The sequence below is a fragment of the Asticcacaulis excentricus CB 48 genome, assembly GCF_000175215.2.
In the GTDB taxonomy this organism is placed as follows: domain Bacteria; phylum Pseudomonadota; class Alphaproteobacteria; order Caulobacterales; family Caulobacteraceae; genus Asticcacaulis; species Asticcacaulis excentricus.
Window position 1 is genome coordinate 642,151 of sequence record NC_014817.1, and the last position, 26,423, is coordinate 668,573.

The following is a 26,423-nucleotide window of genomic DNA, read 5'->3' on the forward strand; positions in this document are numbered from 1 at the left end:
ATTTCACGTCAGGCTGAGACGAAACGGGCGCTTTTCGAGAACCGGCGCGCAGCGTACTTAAGTACGTGAGCACCGGAAGCGCAGAAAAGTGCCCGTTGCAGGCCAGCCTCACGTGAAATTACTCCCCGAACTCCAGACCGAACTGCGCGTATAAGGCCCGGTCGTCGCTCCAGCGCTCATTGACCTGAACGTGCAGGAACAGGTGCACCTTGCGGTCGAGAATATCCATCAGTTCCTGACGGGCGCGCTGACCGATCCATTTCAGGGTCTGGCCGTTCTTGCCCAGCACGATGGCGCGCTGACCGTCGCGTTCAACGAAGATGGTCTGTTCAATGCGCGCCGCACCGTCCGGCATGTCCTTGAAGTCAGTCGTCACCACGGCACAGGCATAGGGCAATTCCTCATGCACGCGCAGGAACAGCTTTTCGCGGGTGATTTCAGCGGCCAGAATACGCACCGGCGCATCGGCGGCCTGATCTTCCGGATAAAGCCACGGCCCCGAAGGCATTTTATCGGCCAGAGCCTCCATAAGGTCGCTAATGCCGTTGCCTTTTTCGGCCGAGATCATGAAGACCTGATCGAAAACGCCTTCCTTGAACAGGCTGTCGGCCAGAGCCAGCAGGTTATCGCGGCGCAGAAGGTCGATCTTGTTCAACACCAGAATGGCGCGGCGGTTATTGGCCTTTAAGCCCGCAATGATGGTTTCGGCGTCTTCGACCGCCAGCTTGTCGGCACCGGTCGGCTTGGTATCGGGGGCCGGGAAATGCACAGCCAGATGCGCCGGAGCGTCGATCAGCATGACCACGATGTCGGCGTCTTCGGCCCCACCCCAGGCCGATTTGACCATGGCACGGTCAAGACGTCGGCGCGGCTTAAAGATGCCCGGCGTATCGACCAGCACGATCTGCGCTTTACCGTGAATGGCGATACCGCGCACCGGAAAGCGCGTCGTCTGCACTTTTTGAGTGACGATGGAGACTTTGGAGCCGACCAGAGCGTTGACAAGGGTGGATTTGCCCGCATTGGGCGCGCCGATGATGGCGGCGAAACCCGCGCGCGTCGTCGCGGGAGAAGAAGAGGTAATCGTCAATTAAGACCTGCGTGTTCGATAAAGCTAAGGGCCGCCGCCTTTTCGGCCTCCTGACGGGACTTGCCGCTGGCGACGACGGGATCATAGCCTTCTAGCGTGAGCGCGACCTTAAAGATAGGGGCATGATCAGGCCCGCTGCGTTCCACAATCTCATATTTCGGTGAAGGGAGCTTTTTCTGCGCCGCCCATTCCTGAAGGTGAGACTTGGGGTTCAGGTGCGAGCGGGAGTGGCTGGCGCGGATATGCGGTTGCCACAGAGGCCCGAAAATGCGCCGCGCCGTCTCAAAACCGCCGTCGAGATAGACGGCCGCGATCAGGGCCTCACAGGCATCACCGAGAATAGTCAGGTTGGAACGGCCGCCGCTCTTGGTTTCGCCAGGGGCCAGACGCATGGCCGCCCCGACGCCCAGCGACATCGCCACCGCCGCGCAGGTTTCGCGGCTCACCAGCCCGTGCAGGCGCTGCGACATCTCGCCTTCGGCCGCCTGCGGAAAGGCCTGCATCAGGGCTTCGGCCACCAGCAGACCCAGCACGCGATCGCCGAGAAACTCCAGCCGCTCATTGTCGCTGGAGACGGTCTTTTTCGGACGCCCGTCGCTGACACTGGCATGCGTAAGCGCGCTGTCGAGCAGTTGGCGGTCCGCAAAGCGGTATCCGAGCTTCGCCTCCAGCTCATCCAGCACCTTTTGCCGGTGACCGGAGGCATCCCTTTGCATACGCGTCATTATTTCAGGGACTTGAAGAAACGGTCCCAGCGCAGGTCAAGCCAGGTCCACGGCTTGAACAGCGAGGCCCCCTTGTTCCACGAGATCAGCACCATGACCGCCTTGCCCTCAAGGTTTTCGGCTGGCACGAAGCCGACACCCGGCTGGAAGGGATCGGCGGGCGAGAAACGGCTGTCGAGTGAGTTGTCGCGGTTGTCGCCCATCACGAAATACTGACCTTCGGGGACAGTAAATTCCTGCGTGTCGTCGGCTTCGGGCTTATAGCCCATATCCTGCGTGAGGTGGGTCGCCCCATCGGGCAGGTCTTCCTGCATCACCTCAACATCCGGCGTCGCATAGGTGATACCGGCGGAAATCGGCCCCTTGTCGATGGTGGTCACCGGCTGTTCATTGATAAAGACCTGACCATTCTTCACCTGAACGCGGTCACCCGGCAGGCCGATGACGCGCTTGATGTAATCGACCTTGGTGTTGCTGGGCAGTTTGAACACCACGATGTCGCCGCGCTTGGCCTGCTTTTCGAAAATGCGGCCCGAAATCACCGGCGGTGAAAACTGGATGGAGTGCTTCGAATAGCCATAGTCCCACTTGCGCACCACAATATAGTCGCCCTCATAGAGGTTAGGCTCCATCGAGGCCGACGGGATGGTGAAGGGCTGGAAAAACAGCGTGCGGAAAACCAGCGTGATGATCAGGGCGATCGCCACGGTCTTGATAATATCCGACCATTCGTCCTTGACCGCCGACTTTTCGTCGCTTTCGACAATATCTTTTTCTACGGCCACGTTTTCCGTAACCTTGTCCTCAGCGCTCATAAACAGCCCCATTCCTTTAGCGCCCATAGCTTTAAGCGCATTCCTTCGACCTGTCTATTTTTAGATTCCGGCCAAAAATAGACGTTACATTTTATTCAGGGAGCGCCTCGATAATCACATAGGCCCCGGCCAGATCGCCCTCATCCGTCAGGCTGAGGTGGATGCGCGCCGCACAGCCCTGTGGCAGCAGCGCCTGAAGCCGGTCAAGCGCGCCGTTTTTAAGCGTCACCTCCGGCTTGCCCAGCGTATCATTGCGCACCTCTATGTCGGCGAAATGAAAGCCGCGCAAACCGCTGCCCAGCGCCTTCATCACCGCTTCTTTGGCGGCGAAACGCTTGGCGAGAGTCGGATGCACGGGCGTTTTCGATAGGGCATAGGCCTGCTCGGCGGGCGTGAACACGCGATCAAGGAACTTCTGACCAAAGCGTTCGACCGATTGCCGGATGCGCGCCGCGTCGGTCAGGTCCATGCCCACGCCAAGTATCATAGGCGCGCGGCGTCCATCAGGTGCCGCATCCGACTGACCGAAGCCTCAAGCCCCACAAAGATGGCTTCACCGATCAGGAAGTGGCCGATATTCAGCTCTTTGATCTGAGGCACGCGCGAAATAAAGGTCACGGTGTCGTAGTCGATGCCGTGGCCCGCATGGACCTCGATACCGACCTCGGCCGCCATGTGTGCCGCCCATTCGAGCTTCTTCATCTCGGTTTCGACGATCGAACGTTCCCCTTCGCGCCAGGCGTCGCACAGGGCGCCCGTGTGGAATTCGACGACCGGCGCGCCGATATTCGACGCCGCCGATACCTGAAGCGGGTCAGTGGCAATAAACAGCGAGGAGCGGATACCGGCTGCATTTAGCCGTGCCACCGCCGGGCCCACCACGTCAATATTCCCCGCTACATCCAGACCGCCCTCGGTGGTGCGTTCCTGACGCCGTTCGGGTACCAGACAACAGGCGTGCGGCTTGAGATCAAGCGCAATGCCGATCATCTCATCGGTCACCGCCATCTCGAAATTCAGCGGTTTGCCGAATTCATCACAAACGGCTTTCAGCGCCCAGATATCCTTATCGATCACGTGGCGGCGATCTTCGCGCAGGTGCGCCGTGATGCCATCGACCCCGGCCTCCAGCACCTGCCGCGCGCCGCGCGCCGGGTCAGGTGCATGGCCGCCGCGCGCATTACGCACCGTGGCGATGTGGTCGATATTGATCCCCAGACGGATGCGGTTCATGGACGTCAGGCCTTTTGCGACAGACGACGGCTGCCAGGGTCCTGCACCGGAATGGCGGCCAGTTCCGGCGGCAGGGCATCGGAGGGATAGGCGGGCACTTCGAGGCTGGCCAGCGAGATCAGCGGCACGCCCACATCTGCCTTGCCCCCCGACCGGTCAACAATACAGGCCGCCGCGACGACTTCGCCGCCCAATGCCTGAATGGCGGCGATACATTCGCGCGACGACAGGCCGGTGGTGACGATGTCTTCGACCATGACCACCTTCGCGCCGGGTTCGATGTGGAAGCCGCGACGCAGCTTGAACTCACCTTCGACGCGCTCAACATACATGGACGGGACTTTCAGGTGCCTCGCCGTCTCATAGCCCGGAATGATGCCGCCCACCGCCGGCGAAATCGCCACATCGACGCTACCGGCCTGCGCCACGATCTTTTCGGCCAGCGCCTTGCACAGGCGCTCACAGCGGTCGGCGTTCATGAAGACAAGGTTTTTTTGCAGGAACAGCGGCGAATGCAGCCCGCTCGATAACACGAAATGCCCCTCTCTCAGGGCATTGGCGTCACGAAATTCATTGATCACGTCTTCAGAGGTCATGGGAGGGTCCCGGCAGTATGTGTTTTGCCGCTACATAGGCCAAATCGCCGTCGAACCCAAAGGATTTTTAGCCCCTGATCCGCTCGACCCCCTCGACCGAGGGATTGGTGCGGATCGCCGCCGTAATATTGGTCAGGTGGCGGGCATCCAGCACCTCGACTTCGAATTCCGCATCGAGGAAATCGACCTGCTGGTTCGACAGGCGGATATTGACGATATTACCTTTCGCCTCACCGATCAGGGTACAGACCTGCCCCAGAACGCCCGGCTTGTTGCGCATATTGGCGCGGATACGCGCGGGCGAGACGGTGTTCTTTTCGGCGTTGAGCGTCCATTGCAGGTCGATCCACACCTCTTTTTGCCCCTCATAGGCTTCCAGTTGCTCGCATTCGATTGAATGGACGTGCACTGCCGCGCCTTCGACAATGCCAACGATGCGGTCACCCGGCACCGGGGTGCAGCAGCGCGAAAAGACGATCTTCTGCTGCGGCCGCAGCGCATGGCCGCGCACAAAGGCCGTGGCGTCTTCACCATCCTTGATACGGCTAAAGGAATCCGTGGTCAGGGTGGCGGGCAGTTTCAGGCCGGGGAACAGGGCCTCCAGCACCTTGGCCGGGGCGATCTTGCCGCGGCCACACAGCTCAAAAAGCTCATCCTCGCTCTGCACCTGAAAGCGCTCAAAGGCCGGACGCCAGGACATGTCGGTCAGGGTCTTTTCGACCTGCGCCGCCCCGCGTTCCAGCGCCGAGCGCCCCAGACGGATGAAGTCGTCGCGCTGGGTCTGACGGATGCTGCGCCGGATGGCCGCACGGGCGCGTCCGGTAATGGTCAGAGACTGCCAGTCCGGGTTTACCCGCGCTTCGACGCCGGTGATGATTTCGACCTGATCGCCATTCTGCAAGGGCGTGCGCAGCGGCTTGTGCTCGCCATTGATTACGGCGCCGATAGCCTTGTCGCCCACCTCGGTATGCACCGCATAGGCGAAGTCGAGCGGCATGGCCCCACGCGGCAAGGAGATCAGGCGGCCCTTGGGCGAGAAGCAGAAGACCTGATCGAGGAACATTTCCAGCTTGGCGTGTTCGACCCATTCGTCGGAATCGCCACCATTTTCGGCGATCTGCACAATGGCGCGCAGATTGGCGATGGGGTTGCGCTCGGCCCACTGGGTCGCCGCCGCCTCATCGAAGCCATAGGCCTGGTTTTTATAGCCCCAGTGCGCCGCCAGCCCCTCTTCGGCCACGCGGTCCATCACCTCGGTGCGGATCTGCATTTCGATGCGCGCGCCCTTGTGGCCGATGACGGTGGTATGCAGGGACTGATAGTTGTTGGACTTGGGCGTTGAGATAAAGTCCTTGAAGCGGTCCTGTACGCACGGCCACTTGCGGTGCAGCACGCCCAGAGACAGGTAGCAGTCGTCCGGGCTATCGACGATGACACGAAACGCCACAATATCCGACAGTTGCGAAAAGCCGATCGACTTGCGTTGCAGCTTGCGCCAGATCGAATAGGGCGATTTCTCACGCCCCGACACCCGCGCCTCAATACCGGCGACCGACAGCGTATCCTGAATATCGCGCGCAATATCGGCGACCGCAGCGCCCTTCTGATCGCGCAGATCGGCCAGTCTTTGCAGGATGGCCGCGCGCCCGCGCGGATTGATAAAGGTGAAGGCCAGATCTTCCAGTTCGGTGGCAAAGCGGTTGCAGCCGATCTGACGGGCCAGCGGCGCATAGACCTCCAGCGTTTCACGCGAAATGCGTTCGCGCTTGTGCTCCGGCACGTATTGCAGGGTGCGCATATTGTGCAGACGGTCGGCCAGCTTCACCAGCAGCACGCGCACGTCCTTGGAAATGGCCAGAATGAATTTGCGCAGGTTTTCCGACTGCTTGGTGTATTCGGATTTCAGTTCCAACCGCGTCAGCTTGGTGACGCCTTCGACCAGTTGCGCGATCTCTTCGCCGAACAGCGAAGCGATTTCTTCGCGTGTGGCGGGCGTGTCTTCGATGGTGTCGTGCAGCAGCGCCGTCACGATGGCCGCCGAGTCCAGCTTGTAATCGGTCAAAATCCCCGCCACCTCGATCGGGTGGGCGAAATAGGGGTCGCCCGAAGCGCGCAACTGCGCCCCGTGCATACGCATGGCATAGACATAGGCGCGGTTGAGAAGCGCCTCATCGACGGTCGGATCATAGGCCGCCACCCGGTCGATCAGCTCCATCTGACGCAGGAAACGGCGCTTCGGAGCCGGGGTAGGCGCAGGCTTGGGAGCCTGCGCCATCTGCGTCATTGACGGCATTTCCGGGGGTGTCTGGATCGGAGGCGTTTCCGCCGGCGGATCGAGCGGCGGTGCTTCAGGTGGGGGTATGATATCCCCTTCCTTAGGCTCACCGGGGGGAACTTCCGGGGGCGTTTCTTCCGGGAAACCGGGCGGCACAGCAGGCGGTTCGTTTTCAGACGAAACCCGTGCCGTGATTACCGATTGACCTTCAGTTGCCATGTCCAGAACCGTACTCTTCTCATACATGCAGGCTCCTTAGATAAGAGCCCCGCCACGCGAGTCAAAGAGTAACCCCGCAAACCTATAATCGCCAATAAAAAAGCAGGGTTTATAACAAGAGGCATTGAAGATCACTCTGTGTATTCGTTTCGCGAATGTCTTATGTCTCTGATACATATGAGACATTCGCGTTTTTTAACCGACCGGATGCGTCAGCATCTTCGGGCGTTGGTGTTATGCGCAAAGTTATGGGCAGGCGCGCGCGCAAAGAAAAACACCGGCCTGAGCAACAGGCCGGTGTTCCAAATATTCAAAAGATAGCAGAGGCTTAGTAGCGCTCTTCCTGACCACCATCGCGGTCGGACTGAAGCGCGCGGATCAGCTCGCTTTCCGACATCTGCTGATGCTGCGGATCGGCCAGCAGGGCCAGGGTCTCGGCCTCTTCCTCGGCTTCGGTGCGCTCATCAACGCGTTGCAGCGAAGCGATCAGGCTTTCGGTCAGGCTTTCCGGCGGCAGCTTGTCTTCGGCGATCTCACGCAGGGCCACAACCGGGTTTTTGTCGTTGTCGCGGTCGAGCAGGATCGAAGCACCCGAAGAGATGGCGCGGGCGCGATGTGCCGCCAGCAGCACCAGATTGAAACGGTTATCGACCTTCTCGACGCAATCTTCGACGGTGACGCGAGCCATGCAGAACCCTTTGCAAATAATGACAAAAACGCCGCCGCCAAGACGCATTTCGCCTTGACCGACAGCGTGAGCCGTGTTCGTTCACCCCGTCTTTACCCAGTGCCGCTGTAAAAGACAAGAATTACTTGTCATTTGCGTTCACGCCGCTGCGCAGCGGTTGCACCGCCTGCCCGCCTCGCCTAAGAGACGCGCATCATGTCCGCTGCGTCCTCCCCTGTTGCGTCCCCATCCGCCCTGTCACGCTGGAGCGGCTATGCTCTGGCTCTGGCCGGCGCGTTTCTATTCGCCACCAAGGGCATCTTCATCAAGCTGGCCTATGCCTATGAGGTCGATGCCTCGACGCTTTTGACCCTGCGACTTCTGATCGCCACGCCCTTCTTTATCGTGGTCGGCCTGATCACCCGCTATCGCCAGCGAAAGGCCGCGCCCTTGTCGGGCAGCCTGTATCTCAAGGCACTGGCGGTTGGCGCGCTGGGTTACTGGTTCGCCAGCTATACCGATTTCGAAGGGCTGGTGCACCTGTCGCCGCAGTTTGAACGCCTGATCCTGTTCACCTATCCTTTGTTCGTCATCCTTCTGGGGGCGTGGCTGTTCCGACAGCCACTGAAAGTGCTGGCCCTGCCCGCCTTTGTCATTGCTTATGCCGGTCTGGCCCTTGTCTTCTGGTCGGAAGCGGGCAGCGGCGGGCCGGACGTTGCCATAGGTGCCGGTTGGGTTATGGCCTCCTCCGTCGCCTTTGCCCTCTATCTGCTGCTGGCCAAACCGCTGATCGCGCAGATGGGCGCCGCCTTATTTACATCGGTCGGCATGGTCGGGGCGGCCATCGCCACCTTCATCCATTTTGGCCTGACCCACCAGGCCAGCGCCATCCCGGCCGATCCCGGCCTGTGGACGCTGGCGCTCGGTCTGGCCATCGGCGCGACCGTCCTGCCCGGCTACCTGGTCAGCTTCGCTCTGGCGCGCATCAGTTCTCAAGCCAATGCCGTCATCGGCTTCATCAATCCCATCTTCACCATGGGCCTCAGCGTCCTGATTCTGAAGGAAAGCCTCTCGCTCATCGACCTGCTCGGCACCGTGCTGGTGCTGGGCGGTGTCGGGCTCTACACTTGGCTGGAACAAAGACCTCAGAGGCTTAACAAGGCGGACGTATCTTCCGCCGGATAGGCATCGGTCCCTACCGTCACCCGCGCGTACAATTCCCGCGCGCTTACGCCCAAAACCGGATGCCGCCAGTCCGGCGCAATCTCCGCCAGCGGCCCCATAACAAAACCCCGCTCATGGGCACGCGGATGCGGCAGGACCAGCACGCCCTCACGCACCCTGTCGCCATAGGCGATCAGATCGAGATCGAGCACGCGCGGTAGATTGCTTTTTTCGCTTCGCACGCGACCGGTTTCGGCCTCCAGCGCGTGTAACTGCGTAAGTAAATCGTCCGGTTTCAGAGTCGTGCAAACCGCCATTACGGCGTTATGGTAAGGCGGATAGTTAGGGTCCGGCCACGCCTGAGAGCACCAGAGGGATGAAATCTGCGTAACCTTTATGTCATCAAGGCACAAGCGCTTGACAACCCTCTCCAAGGCCTGCAAAGGATTGAGATATTCGTGAGGCAAATTCGCGCCATAGGCAATGTAGATGTCAGGCACATTCGCCGATAACGCTGCTACTGTTTTAGACATTTTTTTCTTCGATTTTTTAAACGAAAGACATTTAAATGAGTTTTTATCCAACCGACAAGATTGCTCTCTTTATTGACGGTGCCAACCTCTACTCAGCAGCCAAGGCACTTAACTTCGATATTGATTACCGCAAGCTTCTCGATGAGTTTCGTAAGCGCGGTATTCTGCTGCGTGCCTACTACTACACGGCTCTGGTCGAAGGCGACGACTATTCACCGATCCGCCCGCTTGTAGACTGGCTGGACTATAACGGTTTTGCCCTGATTACAAAGACCGCCAAAGAATATACCGATGCACAAGGGCGCAAGCGCTGGCGCGGCGATATGGATATCGAAATCGCCTGCGACATGATGGAAATTGCTGAACACGCCGACCATCTGGTGCTGTTCTCTGGCGATGGCGACTTCCGCCGCCTGATCGAAGCCGTCCAGCGCAAGGGCTGTCGCGTTACGGTCGTCTCTACCGTCAAGTCGCAGCCGCCGATGACCTCGGATGAACTGCGCCGTCAGGCCGACACCTTCGTCGATCTGGCCGATCTGGCCAGCGTCGTAGGCCGCCCGCGTCAGCAACAGGTCAATACGCGCCACGACGAGTTCGAAGACTAAAATAGAATAAAGCCCCACCATAAACCGTCCAACTTTATGGGGTCAGTTCATACGGCCGGGCTTTTTTAGCCGTGATCCTTGAGCAGGCGGGCCTTTTCGCGGCCCCAGTCGCGCTTGGCCTCGGTCTCGCGCTTGTCATGCAGCTTCTTGCCCTTGGCCAGGGCAATCTCGACCTTCACCCTGCCCTTATCGTTGAAATAGAGCTTGGTCGGCACGATGGTCATGCCTTCGCGCTGCACGGCAATCATAAAGCGCGCTATCTCACGCCGGTGCATCAACAATTTGCGATGGCGGCGCGGCTCATGGTTGAAGCGGTTGGCAAAGCCGTAATGCGGAATATCGGCATTGATCAGCACCAGCTCATCGCCATTCTCGATCGAGACGTACGATTCGGCGATATTGGCGCGGCCCTGACGCAGCGACTTGACCTCGGTGCCGGTCAGGACGATGCCCGCCTCGGTGTTGTTTTCGAGGAAATAGTCGAAACGGGCCCGCCGGTTATCGGCGATGACCTTATAATTGGATTGCTCTTTCTCGGCCAAGTCAGAGCCCCGCGGCTTTCATCGCCTCATCGACCAGCGGCCGCACCGCCTCGGCGCAGGGCACGATGGGCAGGCGCACCTCGTCGGTCGTCTGACCCAGACGGCTCAGGGCGTATTTGGTAGGGGACGGAGACGCGTCCGCAAACAGCACCTTATGCAGTTGGATCAGCTTGTCCTGCCAGGTGCGGGCAGTGGCGAAATCGCCTGCCTTCGCGGCATTATACAGAGCTACCATCTCGGCTGGCGCGACGTTGGAGGTCACCGAAATCACCCCGTGGCCGCCGTGGGCCATATAGCCCAGAAGCGTCGGATCATCGCCGGAGATAAACGAGAAGCCCGGTTCGATGGCGATGCGCAACTGGCTCATGCGCACCAGATCACCGGTGGCATCCTTGATGCCAACGATGTTGGGCAGCTTCGACAGGCGCACAATGGTGTCATTTGTGATGTCGATCACCGTGCGGCCGGGCACATTATAGAGCATCACCGGTATCTCAACCGAATCGTTCAGCGCCTTGAAATGCTGATACAAACCTTCCTGAGACGGCTTGTTGTAATAAGGCACGACGACCAGCACGGCATCCGCGCCGACCGTCTTGGCGTGACGCGCCAACTCCAGCGCTTCGGCCGTATTGTTCGACCCGGCTCCGGCAATGACCTTGACGCGCCCGGCGGCGACTTCGATGCACAGGCGCACGATTTCCTTGTGCTCCTCCATCGACAGGGTCGAGGTTTCGCCCGTCGTGCCCACAGGCACCAGACCATGCACACCCGCCTTTATCTGCGTCTCAACCAACTGTTTGAACGCCGCATAGTCCACCTCACCGTTTTTGAACGGCGTCACCAGCGCGGTAATTACGCCGGAAAACAGGGGCAGGGCATCAAGGTTCGACATGGAGGTCATCATCCGGATAAAGCAGATCAAAATGTGGGGATGAGCCTTAAAACCACAATGGATTTGCTGCAACGACTTTGTAAAAAGAAACGTCGGAATAAGGCGCGACTTGCGTCGGGCGGAAATATCCGCACCATGACGCCGTTATGTTCGCTCTGACGGTTTTTGTGATCGAAGCGTGACCACCGCACCGCGGAAATCACGGTAAAAAACCCGGACACATAATTGTGCCGTCATGTATGGCCATTATGACCGCCAGCTTATGCTTAAGGATTTTGTGATGACCAAGGCTTTCCGGACATTCAATGCGCGCTCGGTAACATCGTGGTGCCGCTGGATGGGCGGAGCGGCCCTGATTGCGTTGACGGCGGGCACCGCCCTTTCGCCCGTTCTGGCGCAGGATACGGCATCGGCCCCCCGTCCCTATCAGGTGGGGCTTATCACCGAAGCCGACCGCGCCACGCTGAAACAGGCGCTGGAGGCGGCACGCAGCAAGAATTTCACTCTGGCTGAGTCGCTACGCGGCAGCTTAAGCGATCCGGTGGCGCGCAAGATCGTGCAGTGGGCCATTATCAATAATGACGGCGACATTTATGGTTTTGCGGCGCTCGACGGGGCGCGTCGCGATCTGTGGGGCTGGCCGCGCGAGCAAAAGCGCCAGTTGGCAGCCGAAAAGCAGATCGGGAATGGAAGTCTGACGCCGCAGCAGACCATCGACTGGTTCAAGGGCGCGCCGCCCCTGTCGGTCGATGGGGCCATGGCCCTGATCAGCGCCTGTGAGCGCGTGGGTCAGACAGCCGAAGCCTCAGCACTGGCGCGCGCATGGTGGCGCGATCAGGCCTTTGATGCGACCGATCAGTCGCGCTTTCAGGCCAGCTTCGGACGCTACCTGACGACAGAGGACCACAAGGCGCGCCTCACCACCTTGTTGCTGGGCACGCAAGGTCCGGCCACCAATGCCATGCTGCCGCTGGTTGATGAGACCAGCCGAAAGGTGGCCACGGCCGCTATGGCCCTGCGCTCAGGCTCGGCGGCGGGTGTCACCCTGTACGAGCAGGCGCTGGCCATAAGTCCGCGCAACCCTGTGCTGGCCTATGAGCGCCTGCGTTCACTGCGCCGCGCCAAGCTGGAGACGCTGGGCTTTGGTCTGCTGGCCGACCTGCCGCCTGCCCCGGCCTCGGACGCCGCCATGAGCAATCTGTGGGTTGAGCGCCTGTCCTATTTCCGCACCGCTTTGAAGGCCCGCAACTATCAGGCCGCCTATGAGGCCATGAATGGCGGCGGCTTCCCCAACGGCGAAAAGAAGGCCGAGGGCGAGTTCTTCGCCGGATGGACGGCCCTGATCCGCTTGAACCGCCCCGATCTGGCCCTGCCGCATTTTGAAAAGGTGCGCGAAGCCGGCACCTCGCCCATAACCCGCAGCCGCGCTCATTACTGGCTCGGCCGCGCCTATGAGGCCCGCGCGCAAGCCGGTGATGCCGAAAAGGCCAGGGCCCATTTCGTCGAAGGCGGTCAGTTCATCTACGCCTTCTACGGACAACTCGCCGCCGAAAAAGCCGGCGTGAAGGCCATCACCCTAGGCAAAGACCCCGTGCCGACCGCTGCCGACCGGGCGCGTTTTGAGAACCGTGACATGGTCAAGGCGGCAAAGATTCTGGGGCAAACGGGCGAACGTGACCTGTTCAACGCCCTGATTCTGGCGCTGGACGACGTTTTGCCGTCCGCAGAGGAGCAGGCCCTGCTGGTCGATCTGGCCGGGACCTATGGGACGCAGGATCTGACCATGCGCGTGGCGCGCGTCTCTCAGCAACGCGGCTTCTACCTTCCCGAACGCGCCTATCCGCTGCGCGCCCTGCCCGCCGTCAAATCACCCGAAGGGTCTTTTGTACTGGCCATCACGCGTCAGGAATCGGGCTTTGATCCGATGGTGCGCTCTGGTGCCAATGCGCGCGGCATGATGCAGCTTATCCCCCCGACCGCAAAGGGCGTGGCGCGGCGCATGTCGCTGACCTACTCCGACTCGATGCTGTATGATCCCGACTACAATATGCAGTTGGGGGCCTATCACCTGGGTGAACTGGTGGATCGCTTCGGCGGGTCCTACGTCATGGCCGCCGCTGGCTACAATGCCGGGCCGAACCGCCCGCCACAGTGGATCATCGACTGCGGCGATCCGCGCGGCGAAACAGCCGACCCCATCGCCTTTATCGAGTGCGCGCCCTTTACCGAAACGCGCAACTACATGATGCGCGTGATGGAAAACAACGCCGTCTACCGCGCCCGCCTCAATGGCGGCACCGCGCCCCTGACGCCGATGGCCGACCTGAAACGCGGTATGATCATCGCCTACACGCCGCAGACGGGCGATAGCGAAGATACGGGCAGCCTGCCGACCGGCCCGGTCAACTATAATGATCTGAAAGCGACGTCGGGGAACTGACCGGATGTGCCGCAAGGTGCAGGGCGGGGCCGTCATCACTGGCGCGGAACCCACCGTTCAGGTGAAAAACCTCAGCCAGTAAGGCCGGCGTGAAGGCCTGTTCGGGCGCGCCAGAGCCTGCCATGCGCCCGTCGTGCATAACGCACACCGAATCGCAGAAGGCGGCCGCCAGCCCCAGATCGTGCAGGCTGGCGATCACCACATGGCCGCGTGCGGCGGCGGCCTTCAGCACCCCCAACCCCTGACGCTGCCACGCCGGATCGAGCGCCGTCAGAGGTTCATCGAGCAGCAGAACCTGACAGTCCGTCGCCAGAAGCCGGGCCAGCAACACCCGCGCCGCCTGGCCGCCGGACAGCGAAAAGACCCGCCGATGCGCCACTGCGCTTAAACCGACCTCAGTCAGGGCCGCCTCGGCGCGCACCTCGGCATCGCGAAACCGCTGCGCCCCTAGCTGCACAATCTCGCGCACCGTCAGGTCCCAGCTTATGCTGCGCGTCTGCGGCAGGTAGCCAATCCGGGCCGCGCGCTCAGACAGGGACAGGGACGACAGGGCGTGATCGTCGATCCGCACTACTCCCTCCGACGGCGCGACCAACCCCGCCAGCGCCCGCAAAAGCGTCGTCTTGCCCGACCCGTTCGGCCCGACAAGGCCGTAAATGCGCCCCGGCTCGAAGCGCACAGACACGTCGGAGACGGCTTCGGTTTGCGCCAGACGGACGCTGAGGCTTTGTGTCTCGATCATCCCTGCACCCATTCCTTCGCGCTTTTCCACGCCAGAAGCGCGAACAGGGGCGCGCCGATGAGCGAGGTGAGCACCCCCAGTCGAATATCCGTCGAGGTCGGCAGCAGGCGCACCGCACCATCGGCCAGCAGCACCATCACCCCACCCGCCAGTCCGGAGGGCGCGATCAGCCGATAGGGGTCGCGCACACCCAGACCGCGCACCAGATGTGGCGCGGCCAGCCCAACGAAGCCGATCACCCCCGACACGGCGACGGCCAGCCCGGCCAGCACGCTGATGGCGACAACCGACAGCGCCGCCAGTTGGCGCAGATCGACGCCCTGAGAGCGCGCCGTGTCTTCGCCGAGCGTCAGGAGCCGCAGGCCCGGCCCGACCCGCCACAACAGCAGCGCCGAGACAACAAGTCCACCCGCCGCCATGCCTGCGTCGGTCCAGCTACGGTTTTCGACCGACCCCATCATCCAGCCGAGAATTTCAGCGGTCGTTACCGGCGACGGCGACAGGTTAAACACCAGCGCCATCAGCGCGCCGGTCAGGCTCGACAAGCCGACCCCCAGAAGGATCAGGGCCTGACGGTCGGGGAAGCGGCTGACAAAGGCCAGAATAATCAGCGACACACCACCTGCGAATAGCAGGGCAAACCCTTCAACTGCGCCGGGCGTCAGGCCCTGCCCCAGCACGATGGCGACCGCGGCCCCCAGACCAGCGCCGCCCGACACGCCCATCAGACCGGGTTCGGCCAGCGGGTTGCGGAAATAGCCCTGCGCCACCGAGCCGGCCACCCCCAGCATAGCCCCGACCAGCAGCGCGCACAGATTACGCGGCAGGCGGATCTGCCACAGGATGTCTCCGGCCAGACTGCCGGGCGCGCGCAAGGCCTGGGCATAGTCAGCGGGGCTCAGGGTCACCTCGCCCATGCCCATCAGCAGGACCAGCAACAGGGCCGCCAAAAGGGTAAGAATAATCCATATTTTCAAGATATTCTCTCCGCCAGTTCAGGCAGGCCAAACGCCACATACCACGCACTGCACGCCAGCATCGGGCTGGGGATGGTCACATGCGCCGCCCGCTCGATACGCCCCCGCACCAGTGGATGCCGCCCCGGTGCGCGGCGCATAGCATAGGCATCATCATAGAAGCCGAGCGCATAGACATCCGCCTTTTCGTTCAAAAACATCTCAGGCGAAAGGTAATAAAAATAAGGCTGTGACGCCACCAGCCTGTGCCCGGTCGCGTCGATGATCTGCCCCACCCAGGTTGAGGCCCCCGCCGAAAAGCCTGAGGGCGTGTAGTAGAGGACGTTTCGCGGATGTTGCGGTACCGACACCCGCGCCAGAGCCGCCGCCATGCTTTGCGCTTCGCCTGCACCGGCGTGCGCCACGCCCAGTTGCGCGGCGACCTTTTCGACTTCAGGACCCGCCTCAGAGAAGGTTGAAACATCATTGATCTGAATGATTTTTATACCGTGCGCCTGTGCCTGTTTGATCAGTCGGGCATCACCGCCCCAGGTGCGGACAAGGGCATCGGGTTTCAGCGCCAGCAGCGCCTCCAGCGTCGGGCGGCGCATCGGGATCGCCCCGACCCGCGCGCGGTAAAAACTGTCCTGATGGCGGGCGCGTGGCGACAGGCTGAGGATATGGTCGGAGGGCAGGAGGGCCAGCGCGTACTGATCGGCACACATATCCAGAGACACGACACGCAGGGGTTTGGCTTCTGCGGCACACGCAAGAAGGCACACCCAACAAAAAACCAATCTAAAGGCGATATTTCTCAACCTGTTTACCACCCTAGATTAGTTATCCACAGGCTCATTTTCGGTCTTAAGCTGTCCCCCTGAGGCCGTGGGGGGAAACATGCCGCCGGAACCTAAACGCATAGCCGTCGAACAGACGGCCCTCGCCGACAGTGCGCGGCCGAACCTATACGTCGTCTCCGATTCCGCAAGAGGCATAGCGGCGCTTGATCCGCGTTTTTCAGCGCAAACACCCCCGGTCGTCTGGCAGTGGGCAGCGCTGATGGTGTTAAGCCTTTCGTTGATAAGCGGTCTGTGGCTGGCGTTTGATGCGATGAAGCAATGTCTTTATGGGCTGTGCTGGGCGCTATTCATGACAAACGCGACCCTCAGACTGACCGCCTCTCTTACCCCCCGCAGACCGCATACAGCACCGCCCCTGCCCGATAGCCAACTGCCTGTTTATACGGTGATTGTCGCGCTGTACACGGAAGCGGCCATCGCGCCGCAACTGATCACCGCCCTCGAAGCCCTCGACTCCGCGTCACCGGCTGGAAATTCTGTTTACTCTCGAAGACGACGATGCAGAGACGCTGATTGCGTTTGAGCCCCTTCTGGATCGCGACCTCCATCCGCGGCGTCACCATATGCGAGTTGTCCGGGTCGAAAGCGGCATACCCCTCACCAAGCCGCGCGCCCTGAACCTTGCGCTGTACCGCGCATGTGGTGATCTGTTGGCCATCTATGATGCCGAGGACATCCCGGCACCGTCGCAGTTGCGCGAAGCGGCCGCCGCTTTTGCCGATCTGCCCGCACACATCGCCTGCCTTCAGGCCCCATTGAGGCCTGCCGGATCACGCGGCTTCATCGCCCGACAGTTCGCCGCCGAATACGCCGTGCAATTCGACATGCTGTTGCCGGCCCTGCACCACTTCGGCCTGACCTTCCCACTGGGCGGCACCAGCAATCATTTTCGCGCCCCAGCGCTAAAGGCCGCCGGGGCCTGGGATGCCCACAATGTCACCGAAGACGCCGATCTGGCCTATCGTCTGGTTCGGCTTGGCTATGGCTGCGGCCTGATTGACGCCCCGACCCGCGAAAGCCCCCCTGAGGATACCCGGACCTGGCTGCCTCAGCGCACGCGCTGGATTAAGGGCCATATGCAAACCCTGCTGGTGCATACCCGCAGCCTTAGCGATTTACCCGTCATGACGGCCCTTGGCCTGATGTTCAGTCTCGGTTTGAACGTCTTCTCGGCTCTGTTCTACGCCCCGTTTATGGCTCTGACGCTCTGTCAGGGATTATTGCATCTGTGGCAGCCCGATCTCGGTGGCGTAGGCTTGCCCGATCTGACCCTTCTCATGTGCGGGCGGGGCTTTGCGCAGATCGCGCTCGATACCGGAGCCAGCCGCGCCGGTTTGAAACTCAGCCTGTGGGATCGCCTGAGCCTGCCCGTCTATTGGGGCCTGCAATCCTTCGGTGCCTTGTTTGCCCTCTATCAACTCATGGCGCATCCCTTCCACTGGGACAAGACGGAACACGCGCCAACCGAGGGCGCGATTACAAACCCTTCATAGGTTTGACAGGAGGATTTGACGCGGACGGCGGCGGGCGGTATGGCCAGCGCATGACCGAGATCAGCCCGACACCCCTGACCCTGCGCACCCAACCGTGGCGCGACTATGCCCTGATTGATTCCGGCAAGGGGCTTAAGCTGGAACGATATGGCGACTATCTGGTCATCCGGCCAGAGCCGCAATGCTGGTGGTCGCCGAAATATCCAGACCTGTGGGACAAGGCCGACGCGGTTTTCGACGCCGAAAACGAGGACGAGGATGGTGGTCGCTGGTCGTTCCGCCGCCGCCCGGACGAGCAATGGGCCTTGGGCTATGACCGCGTCAAATTTTATGGCCGCTTCACCGCCTTCCGTCACCTTGCCTTCTTCCCGGAACAGGCCGCCAACTGGGCGTGGCAGAAAACCGCCATCGAAGCGCGCAACGATCAGCCGCGCGTCCTCAATCTGTTTGGCTATACCGGCGTGGCCAGTCTGGTTTGTGCGGCCGCCGGGGCGCGCGTCACCCACGTTGATGCCTCCAAAAAGTCCGTCGCCTATGCCCGCGACAATGCCGCCCTGTCGGGCATGGCGGACGCCCCGATACGCTGGATCGTCGAAGACGCCCGCAAATACGTGCAGCGCGAGGTCAAGCGTGGCTCGAAATACGAAGGCATTATTCTCGATCCGCCGAAATATGGGCGCGGCCCAACCGGCGAGGTATGGCGGCTGTTCGAAGACCTGCCCGAACTGCTCGAATTGTGCGCGCAGCTTCTGTCAGATGACGCGGCCTTCTTCCTGCTTAATGCCTATGCGGCGCGCGTCTCAGGGCCGGCTCTGGCACACCTGATGGCCGAAACCATTGGCCGGCGTCCCGGCCGCATCGACTATGGTGAACTGACCCTGTGCGAAGACCCGAAGACGCCGAAGGGCGCAAAGGCATCCCCGGTCGCCCCGCGTGAATTCGGCATGTCCTTCTTTGCGCGCTGGATAAAGGACCCGGTCTAAGCTCATGTCTATAAAGCAGATTACCTCCCTAACTAACCAGACGATCAAGGACATCCGAGCCCTGCACATGCGCAAGGAGCGCGAGGCCACCAGGCAGTTTCTGGCCGAGGGTCTGAAGATCATTATCGACGCGCTGGATCAGGGGATTGCGCCGCAAATCCTGATTTATGGCAAGGACGCCGACCATCACCCGCTGCTTCAGCGCGCCATTGACGAGACGCTGAAAGCCCGCGGTCAGGTGCTGGAGGTCACACGTGACATCCTCGAAAAAATCTCGCGCAAGGAAAACCCGCAGATGGTGCTGGCGGTCTTTGCTCAGCGCATCCGGCGTTTGTCAGAGATCGACCCGGACAGCCATGAGGTTTGGGTGGCGCTGGAGCAGGTGCGTGATCCCGGCAATCTGGGGACCATCATCCGCACCGCCGACGCGGCGGCCATTGGCGGCGTCATCCTGATCGGTGACTGCGTCGATCCGTTCAGCGTCGAAACCGTGCGCGCCACCATGGGTTCGATCTTCGCTCTGCCCATCGTCAAGTGCACGCGCGAAGAATTTATCGCCGATCGCGGCCGCTGGACGGGTTCGGTCGTCGGCACGCTACTGACCGCCAAACACGATCACCGCAGCGCGCCGTACAAGCGCCCGACCCTGTTACTGATGGGCACCGAACAGTCGGGCCTGACACCGGAGATTGCCGATACCTGCGATCTGCACGTCAAGATCCCGATGCGGGGGCGCGCCGACAGCCTCAACCTGTCGGTGGCCACTGGCATTATGATTTACGCCGCCTGCGGCCTGTAACCCACCTCTTATACCAGCGGTCATAAGAATGACCGCTGGTATAAGCATTTTTTCAGCTCACGCGCCGCATGGCTCCTCGCATAGGCTCGGGCGGGCAGTCGCCATTGCCAACAGCGACACAGTCAAATCAATCGCAGTTGGTATGAGCCTGTCTATCGAACCGACGGGTTTCATTACATATTTGTCATTCAGTTTGCGTTCAGATTCAGGGCAGTATGTCTTAGGTGGGGCTTGGGCTGGGTGCTTGGTCCCCTGTATCACTAATGGGATCAACACCAATGAAACTGACCTTGAAACATCTGGCGGTAGCGGCCTTGGCCGTGACGCTTTCCGGATGCCTGATGTATCTGGAAGGGAAGGCCGACGACAGCCAGGCCTTGCAGCCCAAAAGCGCTCTTACCCTTAAAACGCGCGGATAAACCGCCGTTCCTTCCTCCCTTTACCCAGAAAGATCAGACATGAAATCGCTTATGCTCAAAGTGGCCGCCCTCACAGTCCTCGCCGCCAGCCTGTCGGGCTGCGTCGTCATCGTCAAGGACGATCAGTCAAAGCCCATCCACAACCACGAAACCAAGACGACGACGACCAAGACTCAGGCGTAGTCGTAAGGCCCGCCACGGGACAGGGCGCGTTGATAGGCGTCGCGGGCGTGGATACGTTCGACGAAGCCCCGCAACAGCGCGTTCTGTCCCGCCCCGGCGCGGCTCACCGCCGCCTCGACCGGGAAGCTCATCATGATGTCGGCGGCGCTCAACGCATTGCCCGCAAACCAGCCGGTGTCTTTCAGGGACGCCTCCCAGAAGGCCAGATGTGTCTTCAGACCCGGCGTGACCATCTTGGCTTCTAATCCCTTGGCGATCAGCCCGGCTATCGGGCGGATCAGCCCCGGCACCCTGGCCGGAAGCTGGCTGGTGATTAGTTTCAGCAGCAATAGCGGCATGGCCGACCCTTCGGCATAGTGCAGCCAGTAGCGCATCAGAAGCCGCGCCTTCGGGTCTGCGGGTACCAGACGCCCTTGGCCATAGGTTTCCAGAATATAGTCCACAATCGCACCCGTTTCGGCGATGGTCAGGCCGTTATCCGTGATTACCGGCGACTTGCCGAGCGGATGGATGGCCTTCAGTTCGGGCGGCGCGAACATGTCCGGATCGCGCTGATAACGCACGATCTCATAGTCGAGACCCAGTTCTTCCAGAAGCCACAGCACGCGCTGCGAACGCGAATTATTCAGGTGATGGACGGTGATCATGGCAACTCCTGTGGCTTATACGTGGGGGGTGAGATCATGGTTTTACGTGCCGCGCGGCTTGGCCCGCGTCGTGGGGTCAGCATCGCGCGGGTTTTCCGGCCAGACGTGACGCGGATAGCGGCCCTTCATATCGCTGCGCACCTCCGCCCATGAGCCGTCCCAGAAGGCGGGCAGGTTTTTGGTAATCTGGATAGGCCGATGCGCCGGCGACAACAGGGCGAGCGTCAGCGGCGTCCGCTGCGGTCCCACCACGGGGTGCTGCGTCACGCCATATAGTTCCTGCACCCGCACCTCCAGCCGCGGCCCGCCTTCGGCCCCATAGTCGATGCGGATATTCGACCCTGTCGGCATCCGCCAGTGTTCGGGCGCCAGTGCATCGAGTGCGCGTTGCTGCTCGTAATCGAGCCGCCCCAGCAGGGCCTGAGATACGTCGCTGGCACTTAGCGACAGCAATGGCCGCCCCGCCGCGTAGGGCCCCAGCCAGTCGGCCAGACCGCTCAGGAGAGCCTCATCCGACATATCGGGCCAGGTGGAGTCCTGTGCGTGCAGAAAATTGACCCGCGCGCGCAAGCTTTCGGCATTTTCGGAAAACTTTAGTACTTTCAGACCCTTGGTGCGGATTTCCTCAGCCTCAGCTTCAATCAGCAATTCCGGCGGCACTGAGGGTAAAGGCTGGCTCGACAGGATCAGTTCACCGAACCGCACCTGCGCCAGCGCGCGATAGCGGCCATTAAAGCGCTCCAGCACAGTGCGCTTTTCGAGCCGGTCGGCAAACAGGGTCAGCACCTCGGCCTCGCTCAGGGCCGCCCCCAGCAGCACGCGGTCGCGCCCGGCCCCACCGCCCAGATCACCCACCGCCACATAGGCCGCTCGCGCCAGCGGATCGTGTTCATCGACATAGACGCCGCGCCCGTTGGCCATGACAAATTCTCCGGCCTTCCCCCTCGCCTTGGCCACACGCTCCGGGAAACATTCGGCCAGCAGGGCGTGGACCGATTTGACGGAGGTTTGTGCGGATTTTGCATCCTTCGGCAGATCACGCACCAGTTGCCCGGCCAGCCGCGCCCAGGTCTGCGCCAGTTGCCGCGCCTGCGTCACCTTGGGCGAACGCTCCTTCGACAGGCCCTCCAGCCGCAAATCGAGGTCGGTCGCCTTGCCCGCCAGACCGTTTTCCGACAACAGCACGGCAAGCGCCGCCCCCTGATCGCTCAGACCGTCGCGCGCCGCCAGCAACAGCATGTGCCCCAGACGCGGCGACATTGGAAGCCGCCCGACCAGCCGCCCGTGCGGCGTCACCTCTCCCTTCGCATCAAGAATGTCCAGCCCGCGCAACACCTTCTCGGCTTCCTGCAAAGCGGCTTTGGGCGGGTGGTCGAGCAAAGCCAGCCCCTCGGTCGATTTTGCGCCCCACACGCGCAGGTCGAGCACCAGCCGCGACAGGTCGGTATCGAGGATTTCCGGTCGCGCAAAGGGGATCAGCGACCGATCGTTTTCTTCGTCCCACAGTCGGTAGCAGTCGCCCGCCTGCGTCCGCCCGGCCCGTCCGCGCCGCTGATCAGCGGCGGCCTTCGACACGCGCTCGGTCACCATGCGCACCACACCGCGCGCCGCATCGAAGCGCCCCAACCGCGCCACGCCGCTATCGACCACCATCGACACCTTGTCGAGCGTCAGCGAGGTTTCGGCAATGGCCGTGGCCAGCACGATGCGCGGTGTGGCGGGGGCGTTTTTGGCCAGCACGCGCGTCTGGTCCTTCGCCTCCATCGCGCCATAGAGCTTGTGCACCTCAATGGCCGGAGACAGGCTCTTTTCGGCCAGCAGCGTCGCCACGCGGTGGATTTCACCCTGCCCCGGCAGGAAGACCAGCATCGTCTCGGCGCGCTCCGGTGTTAGCTTGGCCGCGACACGCGCCACGACCTTCGCTACATCCTCTTCCAGCCGCAGAGTCTGATCGCGGCCGGTATAGTGGGTGGTCACCGGAAAGGCGCGGCCCAGCGAATGAAACACCTCGGCATCGGGCAGGACGCCCCGGACGCGCTCCCCATCCAGTGTCGCCGACATGACAAGCAGGCGCAGATCGTCGCGCAGGACGCTCTGGCTGTCGCGGGCGAAGGCCAGCCCCAGATCAGCTTCGAGGCTGCGTTCGTGAAATTCATCGAAAATGACGCAGCCAATGCCGTCCAGCGCCGGATCATCGACAATCAGCCGCGAAAACACCCCTTCGGTGACGACTTCGATGCGCGTCTGTTTCGATACCCGGCTGTCGCCGCGCACGCGGTAGCCGACCGTCTGCCCCACAGGCTCGCCTAAGACCTCGGCCATACGCATGGCCGCCGCCCGCGCCGCCAGCCGTCGCGGCTCAAGCATGACGATCTTTTGCCCGGCCAGCCACGCCTCATCCAGCAGGGCCAAAGGCACGCCCGTCGTCTTCCCCGCCCCCGGCGGTGCAATCAGGATGGCGGTCGTGCGCTCAGCCAGAAAAGCCCTCAGCGGCACAAAAATCTCTTCGATAGGCAGCATATGCCTCATCTACTCCGATTTGGGGCAAAGTGTGAGCGTCCTTTGTCGGCAATCCCAAACAGTTTGCAGACGCAAGGCGCGAAATGTGTAAATATATGTCGTTGCCAAAGCGACAAGATGACGTTAGCGTCACGGTTTCGTTAAGGGTTTGCGTCAGGGCGCAGCCCCTTCTGTCGCACCATTTGGGGGACGCATGTCCAATATATTTGCTCGGCTGGGCCTGAAAAAGTCCATCGCCAAGATTCAGGCGGAAGCGGCCAAGAGCCCGCTCAAGCGCACGCTCGGCCCGATCAACCTGATGTCTCTGGGCGTCGGGGCCATTATCGGCGCCGGTATCTTCGTCCTGACCGGACAGGTCGCTTCGGCCAATGCCGGTCCGGCGATCATGATTTCCTTCGTTGTGGCCGGTATAGCCTGCGCGCTTGCCGGCCTTTGTTATGCCGAACTGTCCTCGACCATGCCGGTATCGGGCTCGGCCTATACCTATGCCTATGGCACGATGGGCGAAGTCTTCGCGTGGATCATGGGCTGGCTGCTGGTGCTGGAATACGGCATCGCCGCATCGACCGTCGCCGTCGGATGGTCCGGCTATGTGGTCAGTCTTCTGGCAGATTTTGGGGTCCACCTACCAGCTCTGGCGGGAGGCGACCCCTCGCACCCGGCGGCCATGTGGGCGACGCCGCTGGTTCAGGCCGTGACCAATGACTCCGGGCACACTACTATGATGATGACCGGCACCTTCAACCTGATCGCCGCCATCGGTATTGCTCTGGTGACGGGCCTGCTGATTCTGGGCGTGTCGGAATCGGCCAATGTCAACAACGCCATCGTCGTCCTGAAGATCATCGTGCTTCTGGCCTTCATCGCGGTGGGCGTCACCTATATCAATCCGGCCAACTGGCACCCCTTCATCCCTGAGCCGACCGGCAATCCGGGCGAGTTTGGCATCAGCGGCATCTTCCGTGGCGCGGCCATCATCTTCTTCGCCTATGTCGGCTTCGAAGCCGTGTCCACCGCCGCCGCCGAAGCCAAAAACCCGTCGCGCGATGTGCCCGTCGGCATTCTGGGGGCGCTGATCATCTGTACCCTCATCTACATGGCCGTGGCCGCTGTCATGACCGGCGTTGTTCCTTACAAGGAACTGGCCAGCCCCGCCCCAATCGCGGTGGCTATCGACCGTATGGCCCTGACCTGGGCCGACTTTTCGGCCCCTTGGACAGAATCCGGCACCATGAACGCCATCAGCCTGCTGATCAAAATCGGCGCTGTGGCCGGCCTGTCATCGGTGATGCTGGTCCTGTGCTTCGGTCAGACCCGCATCTTCTACACCATGGCGCGCGACGGCCTGATCCCCGCCGTCTTCGCCAAGATCCACCCGAAGTTCCGCACGCCGTGGCTGGGCACCATCGTTCTGGGCATCATGATCGCCATTGCGGCGGCCTTCCTGCCGATCAGCCTGCTGGGTGATCTGGTGTCGCTGGGTACGGCGGTCGCCTTCTCGATCGTCTGCTTCTCGGTGATCTTCCTGCGCATTACCCACCCGGAAATGGAGCGTCCGTTCAAAGTGCCCGGTGGTATCTTCACGGCGGTCCTCGGCATTCTCGCCTGTCTATTCCTCGCCTGGCAGAACTTTGCGCCGATGGTCGATCACGCCATGAAGGGCAACACCCTGCCGCTGACCATTCTGGTGGTCTACGCCATCGTCGGCGCGCTGATCTATGCCCTCTACGGTTTCTGGCAGTCGAAGCTGGCCAAGGGCATCGACATTACCGAAGACACCGATCTGGCATCTCCGGCCGAAGCCTTCGGCAAGGGCGTCGATGACGTGAAATAGGCCGTCTGAGGCTTGTAGTTTATCAAGGCTCCGGTCATATCTGGCCGGAGCCTTTTCATTGCCGGAAACCCGATGACCGCCGAACCCCCTATCCGCCTGTTTGTCGCCCCCGTCACACCGCTTCAGCAGAACTGTACCGTGGTGTGGTGTACGAAGACCCATAAGGCGGCCGTGATCGACCCCGGCGGCGATATCAAGCCGGTGCTGGCCGAAATCCAGCGGCGCGGCCTGACGATTGAGAAAATCTGGGTGACGCACGGCCATGCCGACCACGCGGGTGGGACGCAGGCCCTGCATGAAGCGACAGGGGCGCCCATCGAAGGCCCGCACGCAGACGACCGCTTCTGGATCGAGCGCATCCCGGAAGACGCCAAACGCTGGGGCATTTATGACGCCCGAAGTTTCGAGCCGACGCGCTGGCTCACGCACGGTGACACAGTGACTTTGGGCGAAACCGAATGGCAGGTGATCCACTGCCCCGGCCATACACCGGGCCACGTCATCTTCTACCACCCCGAAAGCCAGTTCGCTCAGGTGGGAGACATCCTGTTCCGCGGCTCGATCGGACGCACCGACTTTCCGCGCGGAAACCATACCGACCTGATCAATGCCATCACCACGCGTCTGTGGCCGCTGGGGGATGTGCAGTTCGTCTGTGGCCATGGCCCGATGTCGAGTTTCGCAGCCGAACGCGCGCACAATCCCTTCGTCGGCGACCGCGTGATCGCGCAGTCAGAGCCTAACCGGTCGGGGCCGGGGTAACAAAAAACCCCGCCGAAGCGGGGTTTTCAAGGTTTAGCCTTTCAGCAGCGGCACCAGCTTCTGGGCAATGCCCATGTCGCCGATGATCTTCAGCTTGCCCTGCATGAAGGCCATCATCGGATCGAGTTGACCCTGCGCCAGCGCCTTCAGGTTGTCGATGGAGACGACAACCGTGGTATCGGCGGGGCCGTCTTCGTTGGAGACGACGTTCGGCACATTGGCGGCATTGATCAGGATTTTGCCATCGTCACCGAAGTCCAGCTTGACAATCTTGCCCAGACCGGAGTTTTCGCCCACGGCGGCGGTGATTTTTTGCGTAATGGCGGCCAGATCGGACATGGTCATTTCCTCTGAGTGTGTGTAAGGCGCTTGAGTTGACGCCATCGGGCTTGACCTTAACGGCAATTTTTTCAGACACAAGCGTGA

At 61.4% G+C, this 26,423-nt stretch carries 28 protein-coding genes; 11 read left to right on the forward strand and 17 right to left on the reverse strand.

Going from position 1 to position 26,423, the window contains the following annotated elements; genetic code table 11:
- Positions 1–118 precede the first annotated feature (118 nt).
- From era to rpoZ, 8 genes are all read right to left on the reverse strand, one after another.
- A complete protein-coding gene (gene era / locus ASTEX_RS14710) occupies positions 119–1,090 on the reverse strand; it encodes a GTPase Era (protein ID WP_013480421.1) in 972 nt (323 codons plus the stop codon).
- A complete protein-coding gene (rnc, locus tag ASTEX_RS14715) occupies positions 1,087–1,815 on the reverse strand; it encodes a ribonuclease III (RefSeq protein ID WP_013480422.1) in 729 nt (242 codons plus the stop codon). The genes era and rnc overlap by 4 nt, the downstream gene beginning before the upstream one ends.
- Positions 1,815–2,630 carry a signal peptidase I gene (gene lepB, locus ASTEX_RS14720; RefSeq protein WP_013480423.1) on the reverse strand — a complete coding sequence of 272 codons (816 nt, stop codon included), beginning with the start codon at positions 2,628–2,630 and terminating at the stop codon, positions 1,815–1,817. The genes rnc and lepB overlap by 1 nt, the downstream gene beginning before the upstream one ends.
- Positions 2,631–2,721: 91 nt before the next feature.
- The gene (gene acpS, locus ASTEX_RS14725) at positions 2,722–3,117 is read right to left on the reverse strand and encodes a holo-ACP synthase (RefSeq protein ID WP_013480424.1); all 396 of its coding nucleotides are present in this window, start codon (positions 3,115–3,117) and stop codon (positions 2,722–2,724) included.
- Positions 3,114–3,863, reverse strand: coding sequence for a pyridoxine 5'-phosphate synthase (locus ASTEX_RS14730; RefSeq protein WP_013480425.1), 750 nt, complete (start codon positions 3,861–3,863; stop codon positions 3,114–3,116). The genes acpS and ASTEX_RS14730 overlap by 4 nt, the downstream gene beginning before the upstream one ends.
- Before the next feature lie 5 nt (positions 3,864–3,868).
- A complete protein-coding gene (gene pyrE, locus ASTEX_RS14735; protein WP_013480426.1) occupies positions 3,869–4,459 on the reverse strand; it encodes an orotate phosphoribosyltransferase in 591 nt (196 codons plus the stop codon).
- 67 nt (positions 4,460–4,526) lie between these two features.
- The gene (locus ASTEX_RS14740; RefSeq protein ID WP_041659574.1) at positions 4,527–6,752 is read right to left on the reverse strand and encodes a RelA/SpoT family protein; all 2,226 of its coding nucleotides are present in this window, start codon (positions 6,750–6,752) and stop codon (positions 4,527–4,529) included.
- A 529-nt stretch (positions 6,753–7,281) separates the two neighbouring features.
- The gene (gene rpoZ / locus ASTEX_RS14745) at positions 7,282–7,641 is read right to left on the reverse strand and encodes a DNA-directed RNA polymerase subunit omega (protein WP_013480428.1); all 360 of its coding nucleotides are present in this window, start codon (positions 7,639–7,641) and stop codon (positions 7,282–7,284) included.
- A gap of 195 nt (positions 7,642–7,836) precedes the next feature.
- Here rpoZ and ASTEX_RS14750 point away from each other — a divergent pair, with 195 nt between their 5' ends.
- A complete protein-coding gene (locus ASTEX_RS14750; RefSeq protein ID WP_013480429.1) occupies positions 7,837–8,805 on the forward strand; it encodes a DMT family transporter in 969 nt (322 codons plus the stop codon).
- Here the strand turns inward: ASTEX_RS14750 and folK are convergent.
- Complete coding sequence (gene folK, locus ASTEX_RS14755) at positions 8,766–9,368, reverse strand: 2-amino-4-hydroxy-6-hydroxymethyldihydropteridine diphosphokinase (RefSeq protein ID WP_245532573.1); 603 nt, start codon at positions 9,366–9,368, stop codon at positions 8,766–8,768. The genes ASTEX_RS14750 and folK overlap by 40 nt on opposite strands.
- On the opposite strand from folK, the gene ASTEX_RS14760 reads away from it, so the two are divergent.
- Complete coding sequence (locus tag ASTEX_RS14760) at positions 9,353–9,922, forward strand: LabA-like NYN domain-containing protein (protein ID WP_013480431.1); 570 nt, start codon at positions 9,353–9,355, stop codon at positions 9,920–9,922. The genes folK and ASTEX_RS14760 overlap by 16 nt on opposite strands.
- Positions 9,923–9,987: 65 nt before the next feature.
- Here ASTEX_RS14760 and smpB read toward each other — a convergent pair whose 3' ends face one another.
- Together smpB and dapA are read right to left on the reverse strand one after the other, a co-directional pair.
- The gene (gene smpB, locus ASTEX_RS14765) at positions 9,988–10,464 is read right to left on the reverse strand and encodes an SsrA-binding protein SmpB (protein ID WP_013480432.1); all 477 of its coding nucleotides are present in this window, start codon (positions 10,462–10,464) and stop codon (positions 9,988–9,990) included.
- Between the two features lies 1 nt (position 10,465).
- Positions 10,466–11,359 (reverse strand): 4-hydroxy-tetrahydrodipicolinate synthase, encoded by an 894-nt coding sequence (gene dapA / locus ASTEX_RS14770; RefSeq protein WP_013480433.1) that lies wholly within the window; start codon positions 11,357–11,359, stop codon positions 10,466–10,468.
- Positions 11,360–11,639: 280 nt separating this feature from the next.
- Here dapA and ASTEX_RS14775 point away from each other — a divergent pair, with 280 nt between their 5' ends.
- Positions 11,640–13,799 (forward strand): lytic transglycosylase domain-containing protein, encoded by a 2,160-nt coding sequence (locus tag ASTEX_RS14775; protein WP_245532574.1) that lies wholly within the window; start codon positions 11,640–11,642, stop codon positions 13,797–13,799.
- On the opposite strand, the gene ASTEX_RS14780 is transcribed toward ASTEX_RS14775, so the two are convergent.
- Genes ASTEX_RS14780 through ASTEX_RS14790 form a run of 3 tightly spaced genes read right to left on the reverse strand, consistent with a single transcriptional unit; the run spans position 13,762 to position 16,234 of the window.
- Positions 13,762–14,541 (reverse strand): ABC transporter ATP-binding protein, encoded by a 780-nt coding sequence (locus tag ASTEX_RS14780; protein ID WP_013480435.1) that lies wholly within the window; start codon positions 14,539–14,541, stop codon positions 13,762–13,764. The genes ASTEX_RS14775 and ASTEX_RS14780 overlap by 38 nt on opposite strands.
- The gene (locus tag ASTEX_RS14785) at positions 14,538–15,518 is read right to left on the reverse strand and encodes a FecCD family ABC transporter permease (RefSeq protein ID WP_013480436.1); all 981 of its coding nucleotides are present in this window, start codon (positions 15,516–15,518) and stop codon (positions 14,538–14,540) included. The genes ASTEX_RS14780 and ASTEX_RS14785 overlap by 4 nt, the downstream gene beginning before the upstream one ends.
- Positions 15,515–16,234 (reverse strand): TroA family protein, encoded by a 720-nt coding sequence (locus ASTEX_RS14790; protein WP_144004748.1) that lies wholly within the window; start codon positions 16,232–16,234, stop codon positions 15,515–15,517. Before ASTEX_RS14790 ends, ASTEX_RS14785 begins: the two co-directional genes overlap by 4 nt.
- Before the next feature lie 160 nt (positions 16,235–16,394).
- Between ASTEX_RS14790 and ASTEX_RS20370 the strand changes: the two genes are divergently transcribed.
- From ASTEX_RS20370 to ASTEX_RS20570, 6 genes are all read left to right on the forward strand, one after another.
- Positions 16,395–16,880: a hypothetical protein gene (locus tag ASTEX_RS20370; RefSeq protein ID WP_144004749.1), complete on the forward strand. Its 486-nt coding sequence runs from the start codon at positions 16,395–16,397 to the stop codon at positions 16,878–16,880.
- 7 nt (positions 16,881–16,887) lie between these two features.
- Positions 16,888–17,850: a glycosyltransferase family 2 protein gene (locus tag ASTEX_RS14795; protein ID WP_483458059.1), complete on the forward strand. Its 963-nt coding sequence runs from the start codon at positions 16,888–16,890 to the stop codon at positions 17,848–17,850.
- 50 nt (positions 17,851–17,900) lie between these two features.
- Positions 17,901–18,833: a class I SAM-dependent methyltransferase gene (locus ASTEX_RS14800; RefSeq protein WP_013480438.1), complete on the forward strand. Its 933-nt coding sequence runs from the start codon at positions 17,901–17,903 to the stop codon at positions 18,831–18,833.
- Positions 18,834–18,837: 4 nt separating this feature from the next.
- The gene (locus ASTEX_RS14805; protein WP_013480439.1) at positions 18,838–19,632 is read left to right on the forward strand and encodes a TrmH family RNA methyltransferase; all 795 of its coding nucleotides are present in this window, start codon (positions 18,838–18,840) and stop codon (positions 19,630–19,632) included.
- A 278-nt stretch (positions 19,633–19,910) separates the two neighbouring features.
- A complete protein-coding gene (locus tag ASTEX_RS20565; protein WP_013480440.1) occupies positions 19,911–20,051 on the forward strand; it encodes a hypothetical protein in 141 nt (46 codons plus the stop codon).
- A gap of 39 nt (positions 20,052–20,090) precedes the next feature.
- On the forward strand, positions 20,091–20,234 hold the full coding sequence (locus ASTEX_RS20570; RefSeq protein WP_013480441.1) for a hypothetical protein: 144 nt from the start codon (positions 20,091–20,093) through the stop codon (positions 20,232–20,234).
- Here ASTEX_RS20570 and ASTEX_RS14810 read toward each other — a convergent pair.
- The gene (locus tag ASTEX_RS14810) at positions 20,225–20,881 is read right to left on the reverse strand and encodes a glutathione S-transferase family protein (protein ID WP_013480442.1); all 657 of its coding nucleotides are present in this window, start codon (positions 20,879–20,881) and stop codon (positions 20,225–20,227) included. The genes ASTEX_RS20570 and ASTEX_RS14810 overlap by 10 nt on opposite strands.
- A gap of 42 nt (positions 20,882–20,923) precedes the next feature.
- A complete protein-coding gene (gene hrpB, locus ASTEX_RS14815; protein WP_013480443.1) occupies positions 20,924–23,401 on the reverse strand; it encodes an ATP-dependent helicase HrpB in 2,478 nt (825 codons plus the stop codon).
- A gap of 193 nt (positions 23,402–23,594) precedes the next feature.
- Between hrpB and ASTEX_RS14820 the strand changes: the two genes are divergently transcribed.
- Both ASTEX_RS14820 and ASTEX_RS14825 read left to right on the forward strand, forming a co-directional pair.
- Positions 23,595–25,235: an amino acid permease gene (locus tag ASTEX_RS14820; protein ID WP_013480444.1), complete on the forward strand. Its 1,641-nt coding sequence runs from the start codon at positions 23,595–23,597 to the stop codon at positions 25,233–25,235.
- A 72-nt stretch (positions 25,236–25,307) separates the two neighbouring features.
- Entirely contained in the window at positions 25,308–25,997 is a 690-nt protein-coding gene (locus tag ASTEX_RS14825; protein WP_013480445.1) for an MBL fold metallo-hydrolase, read from the forward strand.
- A gap of 33 nt (positions 25,998–26,030) precedes the next feature.
- On the opposite strand, the gene ASTEX_RS14830 is transcribed toward ASTEX_RS14825, so the two are convergent.
- A complete protein-coding gene (locus ASTEX_RS14830; protein ID WP_013480446.1) occupies positions 26,031–26,336 on the reverse strand; it encodes an SCP2 sterol-binding domain-containing protein in 306 nt (101 codons plus the stop codon).
- Positions 26,337–26,423: the final 87 nt, after the last annotated feature.

Bases quoted from the DNA above. Each gene is read 5' to 3' on its own strand.
- rnc (WP_013480422.1), bottom strand. From the start codon at position 1,815: ATGACGCGTATGCAAAGGGATGCCTCCGGTCACCGGCAAAAGGTGCTG.
- lepB (WP_013480423.1), bottom strand. From the start codon at position 2,630: ATGAGCGCTGAGGACAAGGTTACGGAAAACGTGGCCGTAGAAAAAGAT.
- acpS (WP_013480424.1), bottom strand. From the start codon at position 3,117: ATGATACTTGGCGTGGGCATGGACCTGACCGACGCGGCGCGCATCCGG.
- ASTEX_RS14730 (WP_013480425.1), bottom strand. From the start codon at position 3,863: ATGAACCGCATCCGTCTGGGGATCAATATCGACCACATCGCCACGGTG.
- pyrE (WP_013480426.1), bottom strand. From the start codon at position 4,459: ATGACCTCTGAAGACGTGATCAATGAATTTCGTGACGCCAATGCCCTG.
- ASTEX_RS14740 (WP_041659574.1), bottom strand. From the start codon at position 6,752: ATGCCGTCAATGACGCAGATGGCGCAGGCTCCCAAGCCTGCGCCTACC.
- rpoZ (WP_013480428.1), bottom strand. From the start codon at position 7,641: ATGGCTCGCGTCACCGTCGAAGATTGCGTCGAGAAGGTCGATAACCGT.
- ASTEX_RS14750 (WP_013480429.1), top strand. From the start codon at position 7,837: ATGTCCGCTGCGTCCTCCCCTGTTGCGTCCCCATCCGCCCTGTCACGC.
- ASTEX_RS14760 (WP_013480431.1), top strand. From the start codon at position 9,353: ATGAGTTTTTATCCAACCGACAAGATTGCTCTCTTTATTGACGGTGCC.
- dapA (WP_013480433.1), bottom strand. From the start codon at position 11,359: ATGTCGAACCTTGATGCCCTGCCCCTGTTTTCCGGCGTAATTACCGCG.
- ASTEX_RS14775 (WP_245532574.1), top strand. From the start codon at position 11,640: ATGACCAAGGCTTTCCGGACATTCAATGCGCGCTCGGTAACATCGTGG.
- ASTEX_RS14780 (WP_013480435.1), bottom strand. From the start codon at position 14,541: ATGATCGAGACACAAAGCCTCAGCGTCCGTCTGGCGCAAACCGAAGCC.
- ASTEX_RS20370 (WP_144004749.1), top strand. From the start codon at position 16,395: ATGCCGCCGGAACCTAAACGCATAGCCGTCGAACAGACGGCCCTCGCC.
- ASTEX_RS14800 (WP_013480438.1), top strand. From the start codon at position 17,901: ATGACCGAGATCAGCCCGACACCCCTGACCCTGCGCACCCAACCGTGG.
- ASTEX_RS14805 (WP_013480439.1), top strand. From the start codon at position 18,838: ATGTCTATAAAGCAGATTACCTCCCTAACTAACCAGACGATCAAGGAC.
- ASTEX_RS20565 (WP_013480440.1), top strand. From the start codon at position 19,911: ATGAAACTGACCTTGAAACATCTGGCGGTAGCGGCCTTGGCCGTGACG.
- ASTEX_RS20570 (WP_013480441.1), top strand. From the start codon at position 20,091: ATGAAATCGCTTATGCTCAAAGTGGCCGCCCTCACAGTCCTCGCCGCC.
- ASTEX_RS14810 (WP_013480442.1), bottom strand. From the start codon at position 20,881: ATGATCACCGTCCATCACCTGAATAATTCGCGTTCGCAGCGCGTGCTG.
- hrpB (WP_013480443.1), bottom strand. From the start codon at position 23,401: ATGCTGCCTATCGAAGAGATTTTTGTGCCGCTGAGGGCTTTTCTGGCT.
- ASTEX_RS14820 (WP_013480444.1), top strand. From the start codon at position 23,595: ATGTCCAATATATTTGCTCGGCTGGGCCTGAAAAAGTCCATCGCCAAG.
- ASTEX_RS14825 (WP_013480445.1), top strand. From the start codon at position 25,308: ATGACCGCCGAACCCCCTATCCGCCTGTTTGTCGCCCCCGTCACACCG.
- ASTEX_RS14830 (WP_013480446.1), bottom strand. From the start codon at position 26,336: ATGTCCGATCTGGCCGCCATTACGCAAAAAATCACCGCCGCCGTGGGC.